At 61.7% G+C, this 18,569-nt stretch carries 18 protein-coding genes and 1 pseudogene; 6 read left to right on the top strand and 13 right to left on the bottom strand.

The window, feature by feature from the left end; translation table 11 throughout:
- Positions 1–293 precede the first annotated feature (293 nt).
- Genes N1937_RS24445 through N1937_RS24455 form a run of 3 tightly spaced genes read left to right on the top strand, consistent with a single transcriptional unit; the run spans position 294 to position 2,765 of the window.
- Positions 294–1,655: a TadE/TadG family type IV pilus assembly protein gene (locus N1937_RS24445; RefSeq protein ID WP_170255493.1), complete on the top strand. Its 1,362-nt coding sequence runs from the start codon at positions 294–296 to the stop codon at positions 1,653–1,655.
- Entirely contained in the window at positions 1,652–2,182 is a 531-nt protein-coding gene (locus N1937_RS24450) for a TadE/TadG family type IV pilus assembly protein (RefSeq protein WP_170255494.1), read from the top strand. The genes N1937_RS24445 and N1937_RS24450 overlap by 4 nt, the downstream gene beginning before the upstream one ends.
- Position 2,183: 1 nt before the next feature.
- Positions 2,184–2,765 carry a TadE/TadG family type IV pilus assembly protein gene (locus N1937_RS24455; protein ID WP_260059565.1) on the top strand — a complete coding sequence of 194 codons (582 nt, stop codon included), beginning with the start codon at positions 2,184–2,186 and terminating at the stop codon, positions 2,763–2,765.
- Between the two features lie 103 nt (positions 2,766–2,868).
- Here N1937_RS24455 and N1937_RS24460 read toward each other — a convergent pair.
- The 9 genes and pseudogenes from N1937_RS24460 to N1937_RS24500 all read right to left on the bottom strand — a co-directional run.
- A pseudogene (locus N1937_RS24460) lies at positions 2,869–3,307 on the bottom strand (SDR family NAD(P)-dependent oxidoreductase); the annotation flags it as partial.
- Complete coding sequence (locus tag N1937_RS24465) at positions 3,300–4,334, bottom strand: proline racemase family protein (protein ID WP_260059566.1); 1,035 nt, start codon at positions 4,332–4,334, stop codon at positions 3,300–3,302. The gene N1937_RS24465 and the pseudogene N1937_RS24460, both read right to left, overlap by 8 nt.
- The gene (locus tag N1937_RS24470; protein ID WP_260059567.1) at positions 4,331–5,821 is read right to left on the bottom strand and encodes an aldehyde dehydrogenase family protein; all 1,491 of its coding nucleotides are present in this window, start codon (positions 5,819–5,821) and stop codon (positions 4,331–4,333) included. The genes N1937_RS24465 and N1937_RS24470 overlap by 4 nt, the downstream gene beginning before the upstream one ends.
- 33 nt (positions 5,822–5,854) lie before the next feature.
- Positions 5,855–7,141 carry an NAD(P)/FAD-dependent oxidoreductase gene (locus tag N1937_RS24475; protein ID WP_260059568.1) on the bottom strand — a complete coding sequence of 429 codons (1,287 nt, stop codon included), beginning with the start codon at positions 7,139–7,141 and terminating at the stop codon, positions 5,855–5,857.
- A gap of 22 nt (positions 7,142–7,163) precedes the next feature.
- Positions 7,164–8,042 (bottom strand): 4-hydroxy-tetrahydrodipicolinate synthase, encoded by an 879-nt coding sequence (gene dapA / locus N1937_RS24480; RefSeq protein WP_260059569.1) that lies wholly within the window; start codon positions 8,040–8,042, stop codon positions 7,164–7,166.
- Between the two features lie 31 nt (positions 8,043–8,073).
- Entirely contained in the window at positions 8,074–8,739 is a 666-nt protein-coding gene (locus tag N1937_RS24485; RefSeq protein WP_170255499.1) for an amino acid ABC transporter permease, read from the bottom strand.
- 9 nt (positions 8,740–8,748) lie between these two features.
- Positions 8,749–9,411, bottom strand: a complete 663-nt coding sequence (locus N1937_RS24490) for an amino acid ABC transporter permease (RefSeq protein WP_170259375.1) — start codon at positions 9,409–9,411, stop codon at positions 8,749–8,751.
- A gap of 27 nt (positions 9,412–9,438) precedes the next feature.
- On the bottom strand, positions 9,439–10,221 hold the full coding sequence (locus N1937_RS24495; RefSeq protein WP_260059572.1) for an amino acid ABC transporter ATP-binding protein: 783 nt from the start codon (positions 10,219–10,221) through the stop codon (positions 9,439–9,441).
- A gap of 60 nt (positions 10,222–10,281) precedes the next feature.
- Positions 10,282–11,115 carry a substrate-binding periplasmic protein gene (locus N1937_RS24500; protein ID WP_170255502.1) on the bottom strand — a complete coding sequence of 278 codons (834 nt, stop codon included), beginning with the start codon at positions 11,113–11,115 and terminating at the stop codon, positions 10,282–10,284.
- A 199-nt stretch (positions 11,116–11,314) separates the two neighbouring features.
- Here N1937_RS24500 and N1937_RS24505 point away from each other — a divergent pair, with 199 nt between their 5' ends.
- Positions 11,315–12,034: a GntR family transcriptional regulator gene (locus N1937_RS24505; protein ID WP_027664541.1), complete on the top strand. Its 720-nt coding sequence runs from the start codon at positions 11,315–11,317 to the stop codon at positions 12,032–12,034.
- A 4-nt stretch (positions 12,035–12,038) separates the two neighbouring features.
- Entirely contained in the window at positions 12,039–12,821 is a 783-nt protein-coding gene (locus N1937_RS24510) for a pyrroline-5-carboxylate reductase (protein WP_260059575.1), read from the top strand.
- Positions 12,822–12,919: 98 nt separating this feature from the next.
- On the opposite strand, the gene N1937_RS24515 is transcribed toward N1937_RS24510, so the two are convergent.
- The gene (locus N1937_RS24515; RefSeq protein ID WP_003550363.1) at positions 12,920–13,468 is read right to left on the bottom strand and encodes a cupin domain-containing protein; all 549 of its coding nucleotides are present in this window, start codon (positions 13,466–13,468) and stop codon (positions 12,920–12,922) included.
- A gap of 143 nt (positions 13,469–13,611) precedes the next feature.
- Here N1937_RS24515 and N1937_RS24520 point away from each other — a divergent pair, with 143 nt between their 5' ends.
- Positions 13,612–14,946 carry an aspartate aminotransferase family protein gene (locus N1937_RS24520; protein ID WP_260059576.1) on the top strand — a complete coding sequence of 445 codons (1,335 nt, stop codon included), beginning with the start codon at positions 13,612–13,614 and terminating at the stop codon, positions 14,944–14,946.
- 75 nt (positions 14,947–15,021) lie between these two features.
- Here the strand turns inward: N1937_RS24520 and N1937_RS24525 are convergent, their stop codons facing one another.
- The 3 genes from N1937_RS24525 to alr all read right to left on the bottom strand — a co-directional run bounded on the left by N1937_RS24525 (position 15,022) and on the right by alr (position 18,532).
- Positions 15,022–16,044, bottom strand: coding sequence for a helix-turn-helix transcriptional regulator (locus tag N1937_RS24525; RefSeq protein WP_260059699.1), 1,023 nt, complete (start codon positions 16,042–16,044; stop codon positions 15,022–15,024).
- Between the two features lie 74 nt (positions 16,045–16,118).
- On the bottom strand, positions 16,119–17,369 hold the full coding sequence (locus N1937_RS24530) for a D-amino acid dehydrogenase (RefSeq protein WP_260059577.1): 1,251 nt from the start codon (positions 17,367–17,369) through the stop codon (positions 16,119–16,121).
- Between the two features lie 29 nt (positions 17,370–17,398).
- On the bottom strand, positions 17,399–18,532 hold the full coding sequence (gene alr / locus N1937_RS24535) for an alanine racemase (protein WP_260059579.1): 1,134 nt from the start codon (positions 18,530–18,532) through the stop codon (positions 17,399–17,401).
- Positions 18,533–18,569: the final 37 nt, after the last annotated feature.

The raw sequence follows: 18,569 nt of genomic DNA on the forward strand, positions 1-18,569 counted from the left end.
CCAGCACGCTGATCTGCTTGGATAGCTCAGGCTTTCGAATGAAATCGCTGAAGAGGTCGCGCATCGGCGCGGGCGTATCCCCGCTTGCGGCTTACTCACACATCCGGATCCCCGTCGCATGAAAGAGATGATGTGTCACGCCGCGACTATCCATAATTCGCAGACATATACAATATGCGCACGAAACAATGCGTCGACAGTCCGCGTTCTGCCGGAAAATGCAAAAATTAACAGAGACTTAAGCAATTCGGATACTTCTCGCACATTAGTATGACTTATGTGACGGTGGTTTCTTGCGCTCGGGTCTTTCACATTCACTTGCTCGGATCTTCAAAGCTCTTCGCGGTCTCGGAAGAGACAGAGGCGGCAATGTTGCGATCGTCGTTGCGCTCACCCTGGTGCCGATGATCGTCGCAGTCGGCGCGAGTTTTGACTACATCAGGACCTACAATGTCCGGCAGAGGATGCAGAGCGACCTCGACACGGCGCTGATCGCTGCAGTCAAAGAGATCGATACCGACGACACCGTCGCTCTCAAGCAAAAGGTTTCCGACTGGTTCCATGCGCAGGTGGAAAACAGCTATGCGCTTGGCGACATCGACATCGATACATCAAACCATAAGATCACGGCGACGGCCGGCGGCACGGTTCCGACGACGCTGATGAAGATCGCCAACATCGACACCGTTCCCGTCAGCGTGGCAAGCGCCGTCAAGGGGCCGGCCACCTCCTACCTCAACGTCTATATCGTCATCGACACATCCCCGTCGATGCTTCTGGCGGCAACGACGGCCGGCCAGTCGACCATGTATTCCGGCATCGGATGCCAGTTCGCCTGCCATACGGGTGATGCGCACACTGTCGGCAAGACGAAATACGCCAACAATTACGAATACAGCAAGGCCACGAACATAAAGCTGCGCGCCGATGTCGCCGGCGACGCCGTCAAGGACGTGCTCGCCTTGATCGATACGTCCGACAGCAATCATCAACGCATCAAGGTCGGATTATATAGCCTCGGCGATACCCTTTCGGAAGTTCTGGCCCCGACGCTCAGCACGGACACGGCGCGCAATCGCCTCGCGGACGCAAGCTACGGCCTCACCAGCGCGACCTCGAAGGCAGCCACCTATTTTGACGTGTCGCTTGCGACGCTCAAGCAGAAAGTCGGCACCGGCGGAGACGGGACCACCTCGAACTCGCCGCTCAAGCTGGTTCTCCTGCTGACGGATGGCGTCCAGTCGCAGCGCGAATGGGTGACCGACAAGGTGACCTGGAAAAACGGGCAGGCGATATCCGGGGCGTATTGGAACAAAGTGGCGCCGCTTAATCCGGACTGGTGCGCCTACGTCAAAAACCAGTCTGCCACCATGGCGGTTCTCTATACCGAATACCTGCCGCTCACCTCGGATTGGGGCTACAACGCTACCGTCGGTTCGACCATGGCCAGCGCCAACTGGAAAGGCACTTATGGTGGCACCATGCAAAGTGGCGTGTCGACCAGCATCACGAGACGGGATTACATCCCCTATGCGCTTTCCGACTGCGCATCTTCCAAGAGCCTGTTCATATCAGCATCGTCGTCAGCCGAGATCACCGCAGGCCTGTCGGCGCTGTTCACCCAATATCTCGCATCCGTCCGGCTGACCCAATGAGGCCAGGGAAACGCTTCGCATCGTTGCACCGCCTGCTTGGCGATCGCAAAGGGGTCGCTGCGATCGAATTTGCGATCCTGGCTCTGCCGCTCTTCATCATGATCTTCGGCATTATCGAAGTGTCGCTGATGTTCTTCGTCAACTCGGCGCTGGACGCTTCGGTGCACAAGATCTCCCGGATGATCCGCACCGGCGAGGTTGCATCCTCCAAGATCACGCTGGCCGATTTCAAGGCCAGGATTTGCAACGACATGCTTCTCTCGTTCAGCTGCTCCAGCGATCTCCTGGTCAAGGTGAACGTGCTCTCGGACCTCTCGTCCGCCGCCAGCGGCGATCCCATCGACGACAGCGGCAATCTCACGGTCACCGAGACCTATGATATCGGCAAGGGCAGCGACTACATCCTGGTTCAGACGTTCCTGCCATGGACCGCCGTCGTCAATTTCTTCAGCCTGTCGAGCGCCAAGCTTTCGGACGGCCGCTACCTGCTCGGCTCTTCCGTTCTGTTCCGCAACGAGCCTTTCTGACATGATGAGATGGAGCCAGTCCTTTTTCCGCTTTGCCCGATCCCTCGCCCGTCATCTCATGCGCGACCGGTCGGCGGCTTCGGGCGTGGAATTCGCGCTCGTGTTACCGATCCTGGTGATGCTCCTGTTCGGCACCGTCGATCTCGGCCATGCGCTGACGGTCAGCCGAAAGATAGATGAGATCGCCGCTTCCACAGGCGACATGATTTCACAGCAGGGCTCCTGGACGAAGTCCGATGTCGCCAAGCTCCTCTCCGGCGCCAGCTTCATCCTGCAGCCCTATGAGACGAATGGGCTGACGATCACGCTGGCGGTGGACGATATCGCCACGAGCGGCAGCGCGACCGTCAACTGGTCCGCAGCGCTCAACACCTCGGCACTGAACTCCGGCTCCGCGAGCACGATCGAGGTCCCTTCGGAGATCCAGGATGACGGCGTGCAGGTCGTGCTGACCCGGGTGCAGTACACATTGACGACGCCGGTCTCGGCGTTCTTTTCAAACTTCACCGGGCAGAATGGCTACAGCTTCGATCGCCATTACTTCAATCGCCCGAGGGTCGGCGACAAGATCACTTACAAATAAGCCGGAGATCGTTCGCAGCCTTCTCACCTTGTAGACGGATGAAATCCGAAACCAAAGCAGGATGGCGCTTCCGGCATGCCGTCACTGAGCTCGACCCGCGCTTTCAAGCCACGGCTTGCGCGCCGGTGATTTCCACCAGCGAGCCGCACATGAAGGCCGCTTCATTCGATGCAAGGAACGCAACGAGCGCTGCCACCTCCTCCGGCCTGCCGATACGGCCGTAGGGGACGAGTTTGTCGCGATCGGCGATCGTCCGCCCAGTGTGCGCAACACCGGATTCGAGCATCGGAGCATGGATTTCGCCGGGGCAGACGGCATTGATCCGGACCTTGTCGGGCGCATAGTCGCGGGCGAGGTTCTGGGTGAACGCGGCGACCGCCGCTTTCGTCGTGTTATAGGCGATGTGGTTCGGCGCAGGGTAGAGGCCCCCATTGCGAGGCGGTATTGACGATCGCGCCGCCACCGGCGCCGATCATGTGCGGGAGGGCCGCGCGGCAGAGATGGAACATCGAATCCAGGTTGACATGCCGGCTCCTAATCCAGCAAACCGACCTGGGGACCCCAGGTGTCGGACAGCGCAAATCCCGCCGTGAAGGGATCGTCGTCGGACAAGCGGAGCTGTTCGCGACCGTAGACATAGGCCCGGCCGGTTATTCGCGGCAGCACGGCGCGGCGGCCGCCCACCTTGGTCTCTCCGATCGCCTCCGCCAAGAATTCGCCGCCGATGATCGACCGCGACGTCCTGCGGTCTCCGACCGAGACTTCTCCGCGGGCGTGGAGCACAGCAAGGTTCGCCGAGCTGCCCGTCCCACAGGGCGATCGGTCGACCCGGCCGGGCTGCAGTGTCGTGCAGGTTCGCACCGCGCCGTCGGCCTCCTGTCCACGAAACATCACATACGCGATCTCGTCGATACCGCTGAGGACGGGATGGGCGACCGAGACCTGCCGGGCGAGGAGCGACTTGAGCTCGATACCGGCTTCTGCGAGCAGCCGGGCATTGGCAGGTGCAATATCGAGACCGATCTGCTCGACATCAACGAGCGCGTAATAGACGCCGCCGAAGGCGACGTCGATCTTGATGCGACCCCATTTCGGCGTCTCCATCTCCTTGTCCAGCGCTTCGGCGAAGCTCGGCACATTGTCGAGGCTGACGGACAGGCACTGGCCGTCACGGCAGACGGCGCGTGCGACGATGAGACCGGCGGGCGTGTCGAGACGGACGACCGTCTCCGGTTCCGACATCGGCACCCGCCCGCTCTCCAGAAGTGCGGTGACCACGCAGATGCAGTTGCTTCCGGACATCGGGTGGGCGCGATCGGCCTGGAGGACGACGAAGCCGGCATCCGCATCGCTGCGTGTCGGGGCGATCAGCAGGTTCACCGACATGGCGACGTTGGCGCGCGGCTCGAAAGTCACGAAGCGGCGCAGACTGTCGTCGACCGTGTTGATGTGGTTCATTTTGTCGAGCATCGACGCACCGGGTATCTCAGGCGCTCCTGCCACGATGACCTTGCCGATCTCGCCCTGGCAGTGGACCTGTAAGAGTTCCAGGGTCCGGTTCCAGTTCACTTGGCCGCCTCCCGTTTGATGTACCAGCCCCAGGGGTCCTCGCTGGTGAAGCGGGTGATCTGCTTGGTCTCGAGATAGTTGTCGAGGCCCCAGCGTCCGAGTTCTCGGCCGATGCCGGATTCCTTGTAGCCGCCCCAGGGCGCTTCGGTGAACGTCGGTTGCGAGCAGTTGATCCAGACGATCCCGGCGCGGAAGGCGGCGGCAACTCGCTCAGCGCGAGCATCGTCCTTCGACATCACAGCCGCGGCCAGGCCGAAGCGCGAGTCGTTTGCGAGCTCCACTGCTTCCTCTTCGGTCTTGAAGGCGCGCACGCAGACCACGGGCCCGAATATCTCCTCCTTCCATGCGTCGCTGTCGAGCGGCACGTCGGCCAGCACCGTCGGCCTGAGATAGAACCCCCTGTCGAATCCTTCCGGACGCGTGCCGCCGCAGGCGACGGTGGCGCCGGCCTTCCGGGCGCCTTCGATCGCCGCGACGACCTGGTCATATTGGCGTTTCGAGACGAGCGGGCCGAGAAGGGTTCCCTCGTCCAGACCATTGCCGATCTTGATCCTGTTCGTCTCTTCGACCAGCCGTTCGAGCAGACGGCCATAGATTGCCTCGTGCACGAGAACGCGGGAGGTGGCCGAGCAGACCTGGCCCTGATTCCAGAAGATGCCGAACATGATCCACTCGACGGCCTTGTCGATATCGGCGTCCTCGAAGACGACGAAGGGCGACTTGCCGCCGAGCTCCAGGCTGACGGGCTTAATGTCGCGGGCAGCCGCAGCCATGATTTTCGAGCCGACCGGTCCGGAGCCGGTAAAGGCGAGCTTATCGACCTGCCTGTGATCGATGATCGCCTGCCCGGCGATCGAGCCGGCGCCGGTTACGATATTGAGAACGCCGGCAGGCAGTCCGGCTTCGTCGGCAACCGCCGCCAACTCAAGCGCCGTCAGCGATGTCAATTCGGCGGGCTTCAGCACCACGGTGCAGCCGGCGGCGAGCGCCGGGGCAACCTTCCATGCCGCCATCAGCAGCGGATAGTTCCAGGGAATGATCGCGCCGGCCACCCCGATCGGCTCACGCACCGCCTTGGAGGTGAAGCGCTGATCGGGAAGCGCGATCACCTCCTCGGGGTTGTTGTCGAGCTGTTCGGCCAGCCCCGCATAGAAATCGAAGCAGCCCGCCGCATCGGCGACATCCCAGTCGGCCTCCGGAAACGGCTTGCCGTTGTCGAGCACTTCGAGGCGCGCAATCTCGGCCTGACGGGCGCGGATACCGTCCGCGATGGCGCGGAGATATCCGGCGCGTTGGGCCCCCGTCAGCTTCGGCCATCCATCCCTATCGAAGGCGCGGCGCGCGGCCTTCACGGCGAGGTCGACGTCTTCGGCCGTTGCGGCGGCGATCCTGTGTATCACCTCTTCGGTCGCCGGGTTGATCACCTCGCAGGTTCCGCCCTTGGCCGGTTTCACCCATTGCCCATCAATGTAGAGTTCGCTTCGCATAGTCACTCCCTTGGCCTTGCGCCGACGCCACTCTCAGAAACGGTCGACGCGATAGGGTTTCATATCCACGGTCGGTTCGACGTCCGTGATGAGATCGGCCATCAGCCGGCCGGTCGTCGCCGCATAGGTGAGGCCGAGATGTCCGTGGCCGGTTGCGTACCATACGTTGCGGCGCTTGGCGGAAGGCCCCATGACCGGCACGGTGTCGGGCAGTGCTGGGCGATGCCCCATCCACTCCGTCGCCTGCCGGACCTTCAGGCTAGGCAATGCCTCCTGAGCCCTCTTCACCAGGATCTTCGCGCGCCGATAGTCCGGCGGCGCGTCGAGACCGGCCATCTCGACCGTGCCGCCGACGCGGATGCCGCCTGCCGTCGGGGTGACCATGAAGGCGCGCGCCGGCCAGATGATCGAATGGCGCATCGAGATGCCGGGCTCCATGATCTGCGTGTGGTAGCCGCGTTCGGTTTCGAGCGGGATATGTTCCCGCAGCAAGGCAGAAAGCCGGGCGGTGAAGGCACCGGCCGCAAGCACCACCTTGTCCGCCGCAATGGTGCGCCCGTCCGCCAACCGAAGCGCTGAGACGCCGGCGGCGCCTTGCTCGAAATCGACGACGTCACCTTCGGTGATCCCGCCGCCGAGCGCTTCGAACCTCTCGGACAGGGCGACGACAAGCCTGTAGGGATCGGTAATCGACCGGTTGTCGGGAAAGAGGACCGCCTTGCCGATCTTCGTCGTCAAAACAGGCTCGATGTCCCGGATGGCGTTGCCGCCAAGGATTTCGTGCCTGAAGCCGAAGTGCTCCAGGACTTCCATATGCTCCAGATCCGCCTTGAACTCGGCGTCATCGGCATAGAGACTGAGACATCCCTCAGCAGTCAGCATGTGTGTCAAGCCGGTCTTCTTCAGGAGCGCGTCCAGGTCTTCGTGGACGCGCCGGCACAGCATGGCGCCGGCCGCCTCCAGTTCCCGCAGCTTCGAAGGACGGCTTGCAGCCAGGAACCGCAGGAACCAGGGCACCAGTTTCGGCAGATAGCCGGGGCGGATGCGGACCGGACCCTCCGGATGGAGCAGCCATTTCGGCATCTGCGCCCAGATGCCGGGACGCGAGGCCGGCATGAATTCGGTGACGGCGATGCTCGCCATGTTGCCATAGGAAGCGCCGCGGCCCGGCGCCGCCTTGTCGAGCAAGGTGACGGTCTGTCCCCGGCGCTGCAGTTCATAGGCGATTGTGGTGCCGATAATGCCGGCGCCGACGACCACGATGGATGACACGGCGAACCTCGCAATTTCAGTGGTTTCGGGGCGGTTTGGCCGCCCCATAGCTGTTACCAGTCGAGGTCTGTTACCAGTTGAGGATCGGCTGTATCGCCGCCTTGAATTCGGCCTTCTCCTCCGCCGTCAACTCGCCGAGCGGCGCGCGGCAGGTGCCGACCGGCGTGCCCTGGAGCTCGCAGCCATATTTGATCTTCTGGACGAACTTGCCGCTCTCGAGGATGTTCAGCGCCCTGTAGAGAACCGTCATCATCTCGCGGGCCTTTTCGAGGTCGCCGGAACGGAACGTCCGGTCGAGGTCGCAGCACGCTTTCGCCATGCAGTTGGCCGGACCGCAGATCCAGGAATCTGCGCCCCAGAACATGAAGTCGAGGGCGATATCGTCGGAACCCGAGACGAGGTCGATACGGCCCTTGTAGCGCGAATGGATGTCGACGGCGCGCTGCAGAACGCCCGAGCTCTCCTTGATGCCGATCACTCGCGGATCGCCGGCGAGCGCATCCATCAGGTCGAAGGAGATCTCGATGCCGTCCTTCGGGGGATAGTTGTAGAGGATGAGATTGACATCAGTGGCGTCGAGCACGGCACGGTAGTGTGCGAGCAGTTCGTCCTGCGTCGGACGCGTGTAGAAGGGTGTGGCGAGCAGAACGGTGTCATAGCCGATCTCCCTGGCGCGCGCCGTGTTCTCGATCACCTCGCGGGTGGCAGGCGCGTTGGTGCCGGCGATCAGGATCTCGCCGTCATTGGCGAAGTCCTTGACGAACTTCAGCACCTCGTCGCGCTCCTCGTTCGAGAGGGAGAAGTATTCGCCGGTCGAACCCATCGGCACCCAGCCCGTGACGCCGGCCGCACGCAGTGCCGTCAGGTGCTTTTCGAACGCCTTGAAGTCGATCTTGTTGTTCGTGTCGAAGGGAGTGATGAGCGCGGGCATGACGCCGGAAAGTTTCATGGGGAATTCTCCTGTCTGGGAACGACTATCTTCAGATTGCGAGCTTCTTCAGGATCCGGCCTTCCACGAGCGAGACGGCCCGCGTCAGAGGAAAGGCGATCGCGAAGTAAATGAGGGCGACGACCGTCAGCACTTCGACGGGACGAGCCGTGTTGTTGGAGATGTTCTGGCCGACGAACATCAGGTCCGCCATGCCGACGGCGGAGACCAGGGCGCTCTCCTTGAAGAGGCTGACGCAGTTGGACAGCAGCGTCGGGATTGCGCGCAGCACGGCCTGCGGCAGCACGACGTTCATCACCTGGCTCCTGCGCGGCAGACCGAGAGCGACGCAGGCGTCCAGCTGTTCCCGGCCGATGGACTTGAGGCTTGCCCGGAAGGTTTCGCTGGTGATCGCCCCCATATAGAGCGTCAGCGCGATGACACCCGACGCCAGGTTCGAGAGCTCGACGCCGAGCAGCAGCGGCAGGCAGAAGAAGATCCAGAAGAGCTGGATAAGCACCGGCGTGCCGCGGAAGAATTCGACATATATGCTGGAGATCGCACGAAGTGCGAGGTTGCGCGACGTCCTGAGGAGACCGACGAGAAAGCCGAGGGTGCATCCGAGCGCGATGCAGATGACCGTCAGCTTGAGCGTCATCCACAAGCCGAGCAGAAGTGCGTGTTCGAAACGCAGCAGGATGGAGAAGTCGAGCGTCATTCTGGCCTCCTAGCTGACAAGGATCTGGCGGCGGCGTTCGAGCAGGCCGACGATCTGGGTTATCGGGAAGGACACGGCGAAATAGATGAGAGCGACGACCGTAAAGGTTTCGATCGGGCGGTAGGTCTCGGTGGCCAGCGTTTTGCCTTGGTACATCAGGTCCTGGATCGCCACGATCGCGACCAGCGCGCTCTGCTGGAAGATGACGATACCGTTGGTCAGAAGCACCGGGATCGACGCGCGGAATGCCGTCGGGAAGACGATGTAGAGCACCCGCTGCAGCGGATTGAGACCGAGCGCGATACCGGCGTCGAGCTGTTCGCGCGGAACCGCCTGGATGGACGCCCGGTAGGCCTCGGCGTTGAACGCCATCAGATTGAGCCCAAGTGCCAGGATGCCCATCGTCACCGGATCGAGGAAGACGTCGAACAGCATCGGCACGCAGTAGAATATCCAGACGATCTGAACGATGGCCGGCGTGCAGCGGAAGAATTCGACGAACAGCATGAACGGCAGCCGCACGGCGCGGTAGGGGCTCATGATCAGAAGGGCGAGCGCGAAGCCGAAGACGATGCCGATGACGTTTGCCGCAGCCGTCAGTTCGAGCGAAACCCACAGCCCCTGCAGAAGCGGAGCGATGGATACTGCGTTGAAGTCGAACGTGTAGTTCACCATGCCCTCCTTGCCGCTTGATATGGCCTACTGCTTGATATGAAAGACGCGGTCGATGAATTCCTTCGTCCGCTCCTCGCGGGGGGCGCCGAGCACCTGCTCGGGAGGGCCGTCCTCGACGACCACGCCGCCAGCGCAGAAGATGACGCGCGAGGCGATGTTCTTGGCGAACCACATGTCATGCGTCACGATCATCATCGGCATGTCCTGGGCGGCGAGCTGCAGGATGACATGCTCCACCTCGCTGACGAGTTCCGGGTCCAGCGCCGAGGTGACCTCGTCGAACAGCATCAGCTTCGGGTCGAGCATCAGCGCGCGGGCGATGGCGACACGCTGCTTCTGGCCGCCGGAAAGCTGGGCCGGATAGGCATTGGATTTGGCGCCGAGGCCGAACCGCTCGAGCAGCGCCCGGGCTCGGGCCGTAGCCTTTGCCTTGGCTTCTCCACGCACCTTGCAGGGAGCGAGAACCAGATTCTGTATGACGTTCAGGTGCGGAAACAGCGTGTAGTGCTGAAAGACCATGCCGATCGAACGGCGGACATTGGTGTCGATCTGGGTCTTCCTGCCCGCGCTTTCGGAAGAAATATAGGGTTTCCCATCGAAACTGACCGACCCGCTGTCGATCTGCTCCAGCCCCATCATCACCCTCAGCAACGTGCTCTTGCCGCCGCCGCTCGGACCAATGACGACGACGCGTTCGCCGGGCTTCATTTCGATATCGATGCCTTTCAGCACCTGTACGGCGCCGTTGCCGTAGCTTTTGTGAAGCGCCTGCATTTTCACGAGGGGAAGGCTGAAGGACGTGGTCATGCCAATCTCCGATGATCGAAGCTGGAAGGGCCGGCGCGAACCTCGCACCGGCCGGTGAGATTACTTTGCGCCCTTGAGCACGTCGTCGACCGCCTTCTTGATCAGCTCGTCGACGTGGCCGGTCGCGACCTTCTCTTCGAGGAAGATATCGACCACCTCGACGTCAGCAGCCGAAAGATTGTGCGGCAGACCGAAAGCGACCCCCTGCTTGGCGAGGGCCGGCGTCGGGTTGAGCGCCACTGCCCATTCCGGGTTCGACTGGGTGAAGAGCTGGTTGGTGTCGGAGGCGTCGACCAGGATGTCGGCGCGCTTCGAGGTGACCGCCAGGCGGGTCTCGTCGTTACCGGGAAGGCGCATGACCGTGGCGTTCTTCACCGCCGCGGAAATTGCCTTGTCCTGCGCCGTGCCAGACATGACAGCGAGCGTCACGCCCGCCTTGTCGATATCGGCGACCGAAGCGGCGCCGGCTGCAATTTTCGGATTGTTTTTGTTATAGGCGAGCGAGATCTGGTACTCCATCGCCGGGATCGAGAACTGCACGGCCATGGCGCGGGCCGGCGTCCGGTTCAGCGCCAGCGACAGATCCCATTTTCCGGCCTGCAGACCGGCAACGATGTTGTCCCAGGTCGTATCGACGAATTCTGGCTTCACCTTCAGAACATCGGCAAATTCCTTGCAGAGATCAGCGAAGAAGCCGGAATATTCTCCGGTCGCCGGATCGCGCATGACATAGGGTGGGGCAACGGCTGCGCCGCAGCGCAATACGCCCGCCTTCTGCACACCCTGCCAATATCCCTCAGCGGTCTCAGCCTGTGCGGCGGTGGCGGAAAGACCTCCGATCAGGGCGAGCACGGGCAGCGCCCGCAAGGCGGACGTTATCAACTTCGAAAGCATCGGCATTCCTCTTTTGCTGTGCGCGAAGCGCGCGGTTCCACTCGTCGGCTGTCGCCGTTTCTGTTATTTTCTTGTCGGCTTCGTGTCGACTGAGAAAGATATGTCAACAGCGTGTCGACAAAGTCAAGCGGAAAAATTACATTGCCGACACGCGGCTTTTCTGGCCCAATGGGACCCGCGTCGAGAGAAAGGGACCTAAGTGTCTGATGAATCGGAAGTGAAACGAATCCGCGGGACCGGCTGGAAAAGCGTCTACGAGACGCTCCGCAACGAGATCCTGTCGCTCGCTCTACCGCCCGGTCAGCTTCTCGATGAGATGACGCTTGCCGAACGCTTCGACATGTCGCGCTCGCCGGTGCGCGAAGCCCTGATCCGGCTCGGCGCCGACGAGTTGGTCGTCACGCTCTCGAACCGGAGCACGATCGTAGCGCCGATCGAAGTGGCGACGTTTCCCAAATATGTGGAGGCGCTCGACATCGCGCAGCGGATGAATACGCGGCTTGCCGCCGCGCTCAGAACCGAGGCTGACCTGAAGATCATCGCCAAGCGGCTGAAGTCGTTCGAGGCGGCGGTCAAAACAGGCAATCACCTGGCGATGTCGGAAGCCAACAAGGAATTCCACATGGCAATCGCCCATGCCGGAAAAAACCAGTACCTGGCCTCGTTCTACGAGAAGCTGCTGTCGCAGGGGCAGCGCATGCTCCATCTGCATTTCGAATATCTGGAGCGAACGCACGAGGGCTATCTGCTGACCGACGAGCACACGCTCATGCTCAATGCGGTCAGGGACAAGAACGTGGAACTCGCCGACGAACTCGCCCACGCCCATACGCGCCAGTTCCAGGACAATTTCATCAACTTCATGCGCGAGAACTATACGACGGATGTCGCGTTAGGCCCGCTGCGGGCTGCGGAGTAATCAAATGAAAATAGACAGTATCGGCTTCGTCGGAACCGGCGCAATTACCGAGGCCATGGTTCGCGGCCTTCTGGCCGAACCGGCCTATGTCTCCGAGATTCACCTATCTCCACGAAGCGCTCACATCGCCGCGACACTGGCCGACGAATTTGCCGCTGCCAGGATTGCCAAGGACAACCAGGACGTCGTCGAGCGCAGCAACATGGTGTTCCTGGCAATAAGGCCGCAGGTCGCTGAGGAGGTCGTGCGCGCGCTATCGTTCAAGAACGGCCAAATGGTCATCAGCCTGATTGCGGCGACGGAGCGCCAAGCACTCTCCGAATGGATCGGCGCCGACGTGCATCTGGTGCAGGCGATCCCCCTGCCCTTCGTCGCAGGCCGGCAAGGCGTCACCGCCGTCTATCCGCCTGATACCACTGTCGCAGCGCTTTTCGATACGCTCGGAACGGCTGTCCAATGCCAGTCGAGGAAGGAATATGATCTTCTCGCGGCAGCGAGCTCCATGATGTCGACCTATTTCGGCATCATGGAGCAGGTTGCCGTCTGGCTGGAAAGAAGCGGCCTCGAAAAGGCGAAGGCACAGGCCTACATTGCCCCGCTCTTTGCAAGCCTCGCGCAGAAAGCGAACCGCCCCGGCAACGAACCGTTCAGCGTGCTGAGCCGCGAATTCGCGACCAAAGGCGGACTGAACGAGCAGGTTCTTTCAGATTTCGAGAAGAAAGGCGGCGTTGCCGCGCTGGCCGCTGCACTCGATGGCGTGCTTGCCCGGATCGAGGGCAGGAACTAAAGCATGTCGCGCAAAAGTGTGCAGCGGTTTTGCGATAACGACATGCGTAAACAAAGACCTAAAGCGCGAGGAGCGAATCTGAAAGATCGCGACGCGCTTTAGAAAGTCGGCGGCGTACAGGCGCTGATGACCTCGCAGGGCACCGGTCCGACGCAGCGGAAGCGGTGCGGGCGTCGGCTTTCGAAATAGTAGGCATCGCCCGCGCCAAGGATACGCCGCTCGTCATCGACCGTCACCTCGAGCCTTCCCGAGAGCACGATCCCGCCCTCCTCCCCCTCGTGAACAAGGGGAACCTTTCCGGTGTCGGCGCCCGGCTGGTAGCATTCCTTGAGAATTTGCAGGCTGCGCCCGAACAGGTTTTCCCCGACCTGCCTGTAGGAGATGGCGCCCTTGCCGATCTCCACCAGCTCCTCGGCCGCATAGAAGGCCTTCCTGGGACGCTCGGGCTCGAAGGCGAAGAACTCCGCCAGACCGATGGGGATGCCGTCCAGGATTCGCTTCAAGGCCCCGACCGACGGGTTGGAGGCGTTCGATTCAATTAGCGAGATCGTCGAATTGGGCACGCCGGTGCGCTTGGCGAGCTCACGCTGGGAAAGCTTATGGGCGATGCGGAGATGGCGAAGGCGGCTGCCGATGTCGACTGACATGATACGGTTCGTTTGCGTTGTCCAGAATAGCCAAAAATATACCTTTGCATCTGTTTAATTTCAATAGCTTGTACCGACAAAGAAAAGGACTTGTTTGAAAGGGAGAAATTGCCATTCTCGGCGCCACCCCAAAGGAGGCCAGGATGGACCAGCTCAGCAAGACGAACGCGCCCGTACTCGAAAATTTCTGGATGCCGTTCACCGCGAACCGGCAGTTCAAGGCGACGCCGCGCCTTCTGGCAGCCGCGGAGGGAATGTACTACACCGACGTCGATGGACATCAGGTGCTTGATGGCACGGCCGGCCTCTGGTGCTGCAATGCCGGCCACGGCCGCAGGAAGATCGCCCATGCCGTCGAGCGACAGCTTGCAACCCTGGACTTTGCGCCGACCTTCCAGATGGGGCATCCGATCGCCTTCGACTTCGCTGCGAAATTGGCTGCGATCGCGCCGGGCGGTCCTGACGCCAAGCTCGACAGGATCTTCTTCACCGGCTCGGGCTCGGAATCGGTCGATACGGCGCTCAAGATCGCCATCGCCTATCAGCGGGCGATCGGCCAAGGCACCCGCACGCGGATCATCGGGCGCGAGAAGGGATATCATGGCGTCGGGTTCGGCGGCATTTCCGTCGGCGGTCTCGTCAACAACAGGCGGGTCTTCCCGCAAATACCAGCCGACCACATGCGCCACACGCTCGACGTCGAGCGCAATGCGTTTTCAAAGGGCCTTCCCCAACACGGCGTCGAACTGGCTGGCGACCTCGAGCGCCTGGTGCAACTGCACGGCGCCGAAACAATCGCCGCGGTTATCGTCGAGCCGATGTCGGGATCGGCCGGCGTGGTCCTGCCGCCGAAAGGCTATTTGGAGAAACTGCGGGCAACCGCCGACAAGCACGGCATTCTGCTGATCTTCGACGAGGTCATCACCGGCTTCGGGCGTCTCGGTACTCCTTTTGCGACCGATTATTTCGGCGTCGTCCCCGACCTGATCACTACGGCAAAAGGCATCACCAACGGCGCGATCCCGATGGGCGCGGTCTTTGCCAGCCGGAAGGTCTATGACGGCCTGATGGTCGGACCGGAAAACGCGATTGAACTCTTCCATGGCTACACCTATTCCGGCCATCCGGTCGCCTGCGCCGCCGGGCTCGCTACGCTGGAGATCTACGAGGAAGAAGGCCTGTTGACCCGCGCGGCCGATTTGGCCGAGGATTGGCAGGAGGCGCTCCATTCGCTGAAAGGCCTGCCTCATGTCGTCGACATCCGCAATCTCGGACTGGTCGGCGCTGTCGAACTGGCTCCTCGTGACGGCGCGCCGGGGACCCGCGCCTACGAAATCTTCGTTGACTGCTTCAACAAGGGCCTGCTGATCCGGGTGACCGGCGACATTATCGCCCTCTCCCCGCCGCTCATTATCGAGAAAACCCAGATCGACACGATCGTTTCGATCCTCGGCGATGCTCTGAAGCGCGCGGTATAGCGAGTGCAGCTTCCGTCGGCGATCGGATGTCTGGTCCATCGCCCGACGGAACCACCCGGCGCAGCGAGATGGAGCTCAGCGCTTCGAGGTCTGTGACGGCAGTAGGCCGAAACGCTTCCTGTATTCGGCCGCAAATCGCCCCGGATGCGTAAAGCCCCATCTCAGCGCGACTTCGGCGATGGCCTGTCTCGCGTCGGATTCGAGCAAATCGCGATGGGCGGCAGCCATCCGAAGGTCCTGCAGGTAGGACATCGGGGTCGTCTCCCTGAACTGCCGGAAGCCCTGTTGCAAGGTCCGAACGCTGACCTTGGCTGCCATCGCAATGTCGTTGAGCGAAATCGGCTCGGCGATGTGTTCCTGCATGAAGTCGATGGCCCATTTCACATGGCGCGGAGCCGGCCCAGGAGCAGGAAGCGCAAGCTCGTTGGAATAACGATTGGGGCAGGATTCCAGAAGCAGATAGATCGCCGCGTCACAGAGTAGGCTGGCGGCCAACGGGGCCCGTTGCAGCGGTCCGTTGCCGCTGAGACCGCGATGCAGGCTCGAAACAATTTGCTGCAATACAAGCCCCGGGCCGCTCGCCAGATCGATGTGCGGATGAAAATCGATGTCGCCGCTGATCGTTCTCTCAAACATATGCGTGAGGTGACTGACGATCTTCGCCTGATCGACGAACAGGCCGAAATGACGGCGCGGCCCAAACAGGCGGGCACCGGCGGCGCGACCTGCCTCCAGAATGGTACCACGGGCTGGAACCGAATAGATTTGCTCCCGCATGCCCTCGAAAGACGCGGTTCCTTCCACCGGCAGGAAAACGATCATCCTGTCGCTGGGCGCCTCCCGCCTGATCAGGATTGTGCCTTCGTAGGTGCAGTCGGCTACCGTTACCTCTTCTCCCACGGAGACGAAATTGCAGTCGTATGCAATCGGCATATTGCCTTCCGCCGCAACCTTGATCGGGGAGTTTGGCGTCGACAATATTTCCGACAGCTCATCTGGGTCCGTTCCGCTATGCGCCGTTTCGCGAAACAACATGCTCTGCACCGCCAGCTGTCGGGCGAGGCTGCCATCGTTATGTATATGAGAACTAACGGACATTCGTGACCTCGAAAGACGATGTATGATAATGGATTTGCGCAATCATGTTCATCTCTTGCGTTGCGAGGGTAGTTTCAGCCGTAGCGGCTGATTGCGAGATCCGTAACATCGATTTCCGGCTGTCCGCCGCTGACGAGATCGCTGATGAGCCTGGCCGAACCGGTGCTCATGGTCCAGCCGAGCGTGCCGTGACCGGTATTGAGAAAGAGACCGGCGACCTTGGTCGCACCGATGACCGGCGTGCCATCGGGCGTCATCGGCCGCAGGCCCGACCAGAAGGAGGCCCTGGAAATATCGCCGCCGGGGAAGAGATCGGTGACCGAATGTTCCAGCGTGCTGCGGCGGGCCAGGCCGAGATCATTGGTATAGCCTGATATTTCAGCCATGCCGCCGACCCGGATTCGGTCGCCGAGCCGGGTGATCGCGATCTTGTAGGTCTCGTCCATGACGGTCGATTCCGGCGCGCGTGACGCATCGGTGATCGGGATGGTGAGCGAATAGCCCTTGACAGGATAGACCGGCAGCCGGATGCCGAGCGGCTTGAGCAGCAGCGGCGAATAGCTGCCGAGCGCGACCACCACCGCCTCCGCGCTCATTCGCTCACGATCGGTGATGATCCCACGCACGCGGCCGGCCTCGACATCCAGCGCCTTGATCGTCGTCCCGTAAGCGAAACGGACGCCGAGCGCCTCGGCTTTGGCTGCCAGCGCATTGGTGAACTTGAAGCAATCGCCGGTTTCGTCCTTCGGCGTCAACAGACCGCCGACAATCTTGTCGCGCACATGCTTCAGTGCTGGTTCGAAGCGGATGCAGCCGTCCCGGTCCAGCACCTCATAGGGAATGCCGTCGGCAGCCAGCGCCTTGACATCCTTTGGCGAGGCATCGAGCTGCTGCTCAGTGCGGAACAGCTGCAGGGTGCCCTGCATGCGTTCGTCATAGGCAATGCCGGTCTCGGCGCGAAGATCGGCCAGTGCGATGCGGCTGTAATCTGCAAGGCGCAGCATGCGGCTCTTGTTAATCGCGTAGCGCTCGGACGTGCAGTTCGACAGCATCCTGGCCATCCAGGAGAGCATGGCCATGTCGAGTTTCGGGCGCAGGATGAGCGGCGCGTGCTTCATGAACAGCCATTTCATGGCCTTCATGGGAATGCCGGGCGCGGCCCATGGCGAGCAATAGCCGAAGGAGACTTCGCCGGCATTGGCAAAGCTCGTCTCCAGCGCCGGACCCGGCTGCCGGTCGACGACCGTGACCTCATGGCCTGATTTGGCCAGCTGATAAGCGGATGTGACGCCGACGATGCCGGCTCCTAGAACGATGACCTTCATGATGTTCCCAATGATGGAGCCGCCGGCTCTTAGCGATATTGCCTGTCATAACGATCGCCCAGGCCGGTTAGGATTTCGTATGAAATGGTGCCGGCGTCGCGCGCAATGTCTTCGAGCGTCTGATGGCGGCCAAGCACTTCGACGAGACTGCCGAAGGTCAGCGCCCCTTCGGGCAGTGCTGATATGTCGACGGTCGCGCTGTCCATCGACACGCGGCCGACGATCGGCAGGCGAATGCCCTTGAAATAGACGGCGCCGCGGTCGCTGAGGCTCCGCGGCAGGCCATCGGCATAGCCGGCGGCAATGGTGGCGAGACGTGTTTCCCGTTGTGTGACATGCGCGCCGCCATAACCGACTTTCGTCCCCGCCGGCACGGTGCGCGTCTGCACGACGGCGACATCAAGGCTGACGACCGGCTCCATCGGGTTCTTCTCGCCGGCGTTCGGAGCGCCGCCATAAAGCGCGATGCCGGGACGAGCGAGCACGCCGTGGTAGGCGTCACCCAGGAAAACGCCGCCGGAATTGGCGAAGGATATATCAAGGCCCGGAAACTCGTCGGCGATGCGCGACATCTCGACAAACTGCTCGCCGTTCTGCTCGCTGTCCATGTCATCGGCCGAAGCCAGATGGCTCATGATAAACAGGATTTCGACATTGGTGCTGTCGCCAAGCGCTGCCGCCAGTTCCGCCCTTTCCTCCTCGGGAAAACCGAGCCGCGACATGCCGGTGTCGAATTGCAGGACCGCCGGCAGGCAGCGCTTCAGAATGCGCGCAGCCGCTGACCACTGCCGCCACTGCGCCAGCGAATTGAGAACCGGGACGATGCCCATCTCGGCGCAGGCGATCTCATTGCCCGGCTGCAATCCGTTCAGCACGAAAATCTGGGCGTCGTGTGCAAGGGTCGGCCGGAGCCTCACGGCCTCGACAAACTGGGCGACGAAGAAATGCCTGCAACCTTCACTGTAAAGCGTTCTTCCGACCCGCTCGGCGCCGAGACCATAGGCATCGGCCTTGACGACGGCCGCCGCGCGGACCGGTGCCAGCATCGATACGAGCTTGCGATAGTTACGTCCAAGCGCAGCAAGATCGATCGTCAGATAGCCCGTGGCTCCCTGCATCGTCGTGGCAGTGCGTGTGCGGGAAACCAAAATATCGCTATCCATGTTCACCCCTTTTCGACCTCAGGCAGTTTATGAAATA

Source organism: Rhizobium sp. WSM4643, assembly GCF_025152745.1.
Classification (GTDB): domain Bacteria; phylum Pseudomonadota; class Alphaproteobacteria; order Rhizobiales; family Rhizobiaceae; genus Rhizobium; species Rhizobium leguminosarum_I.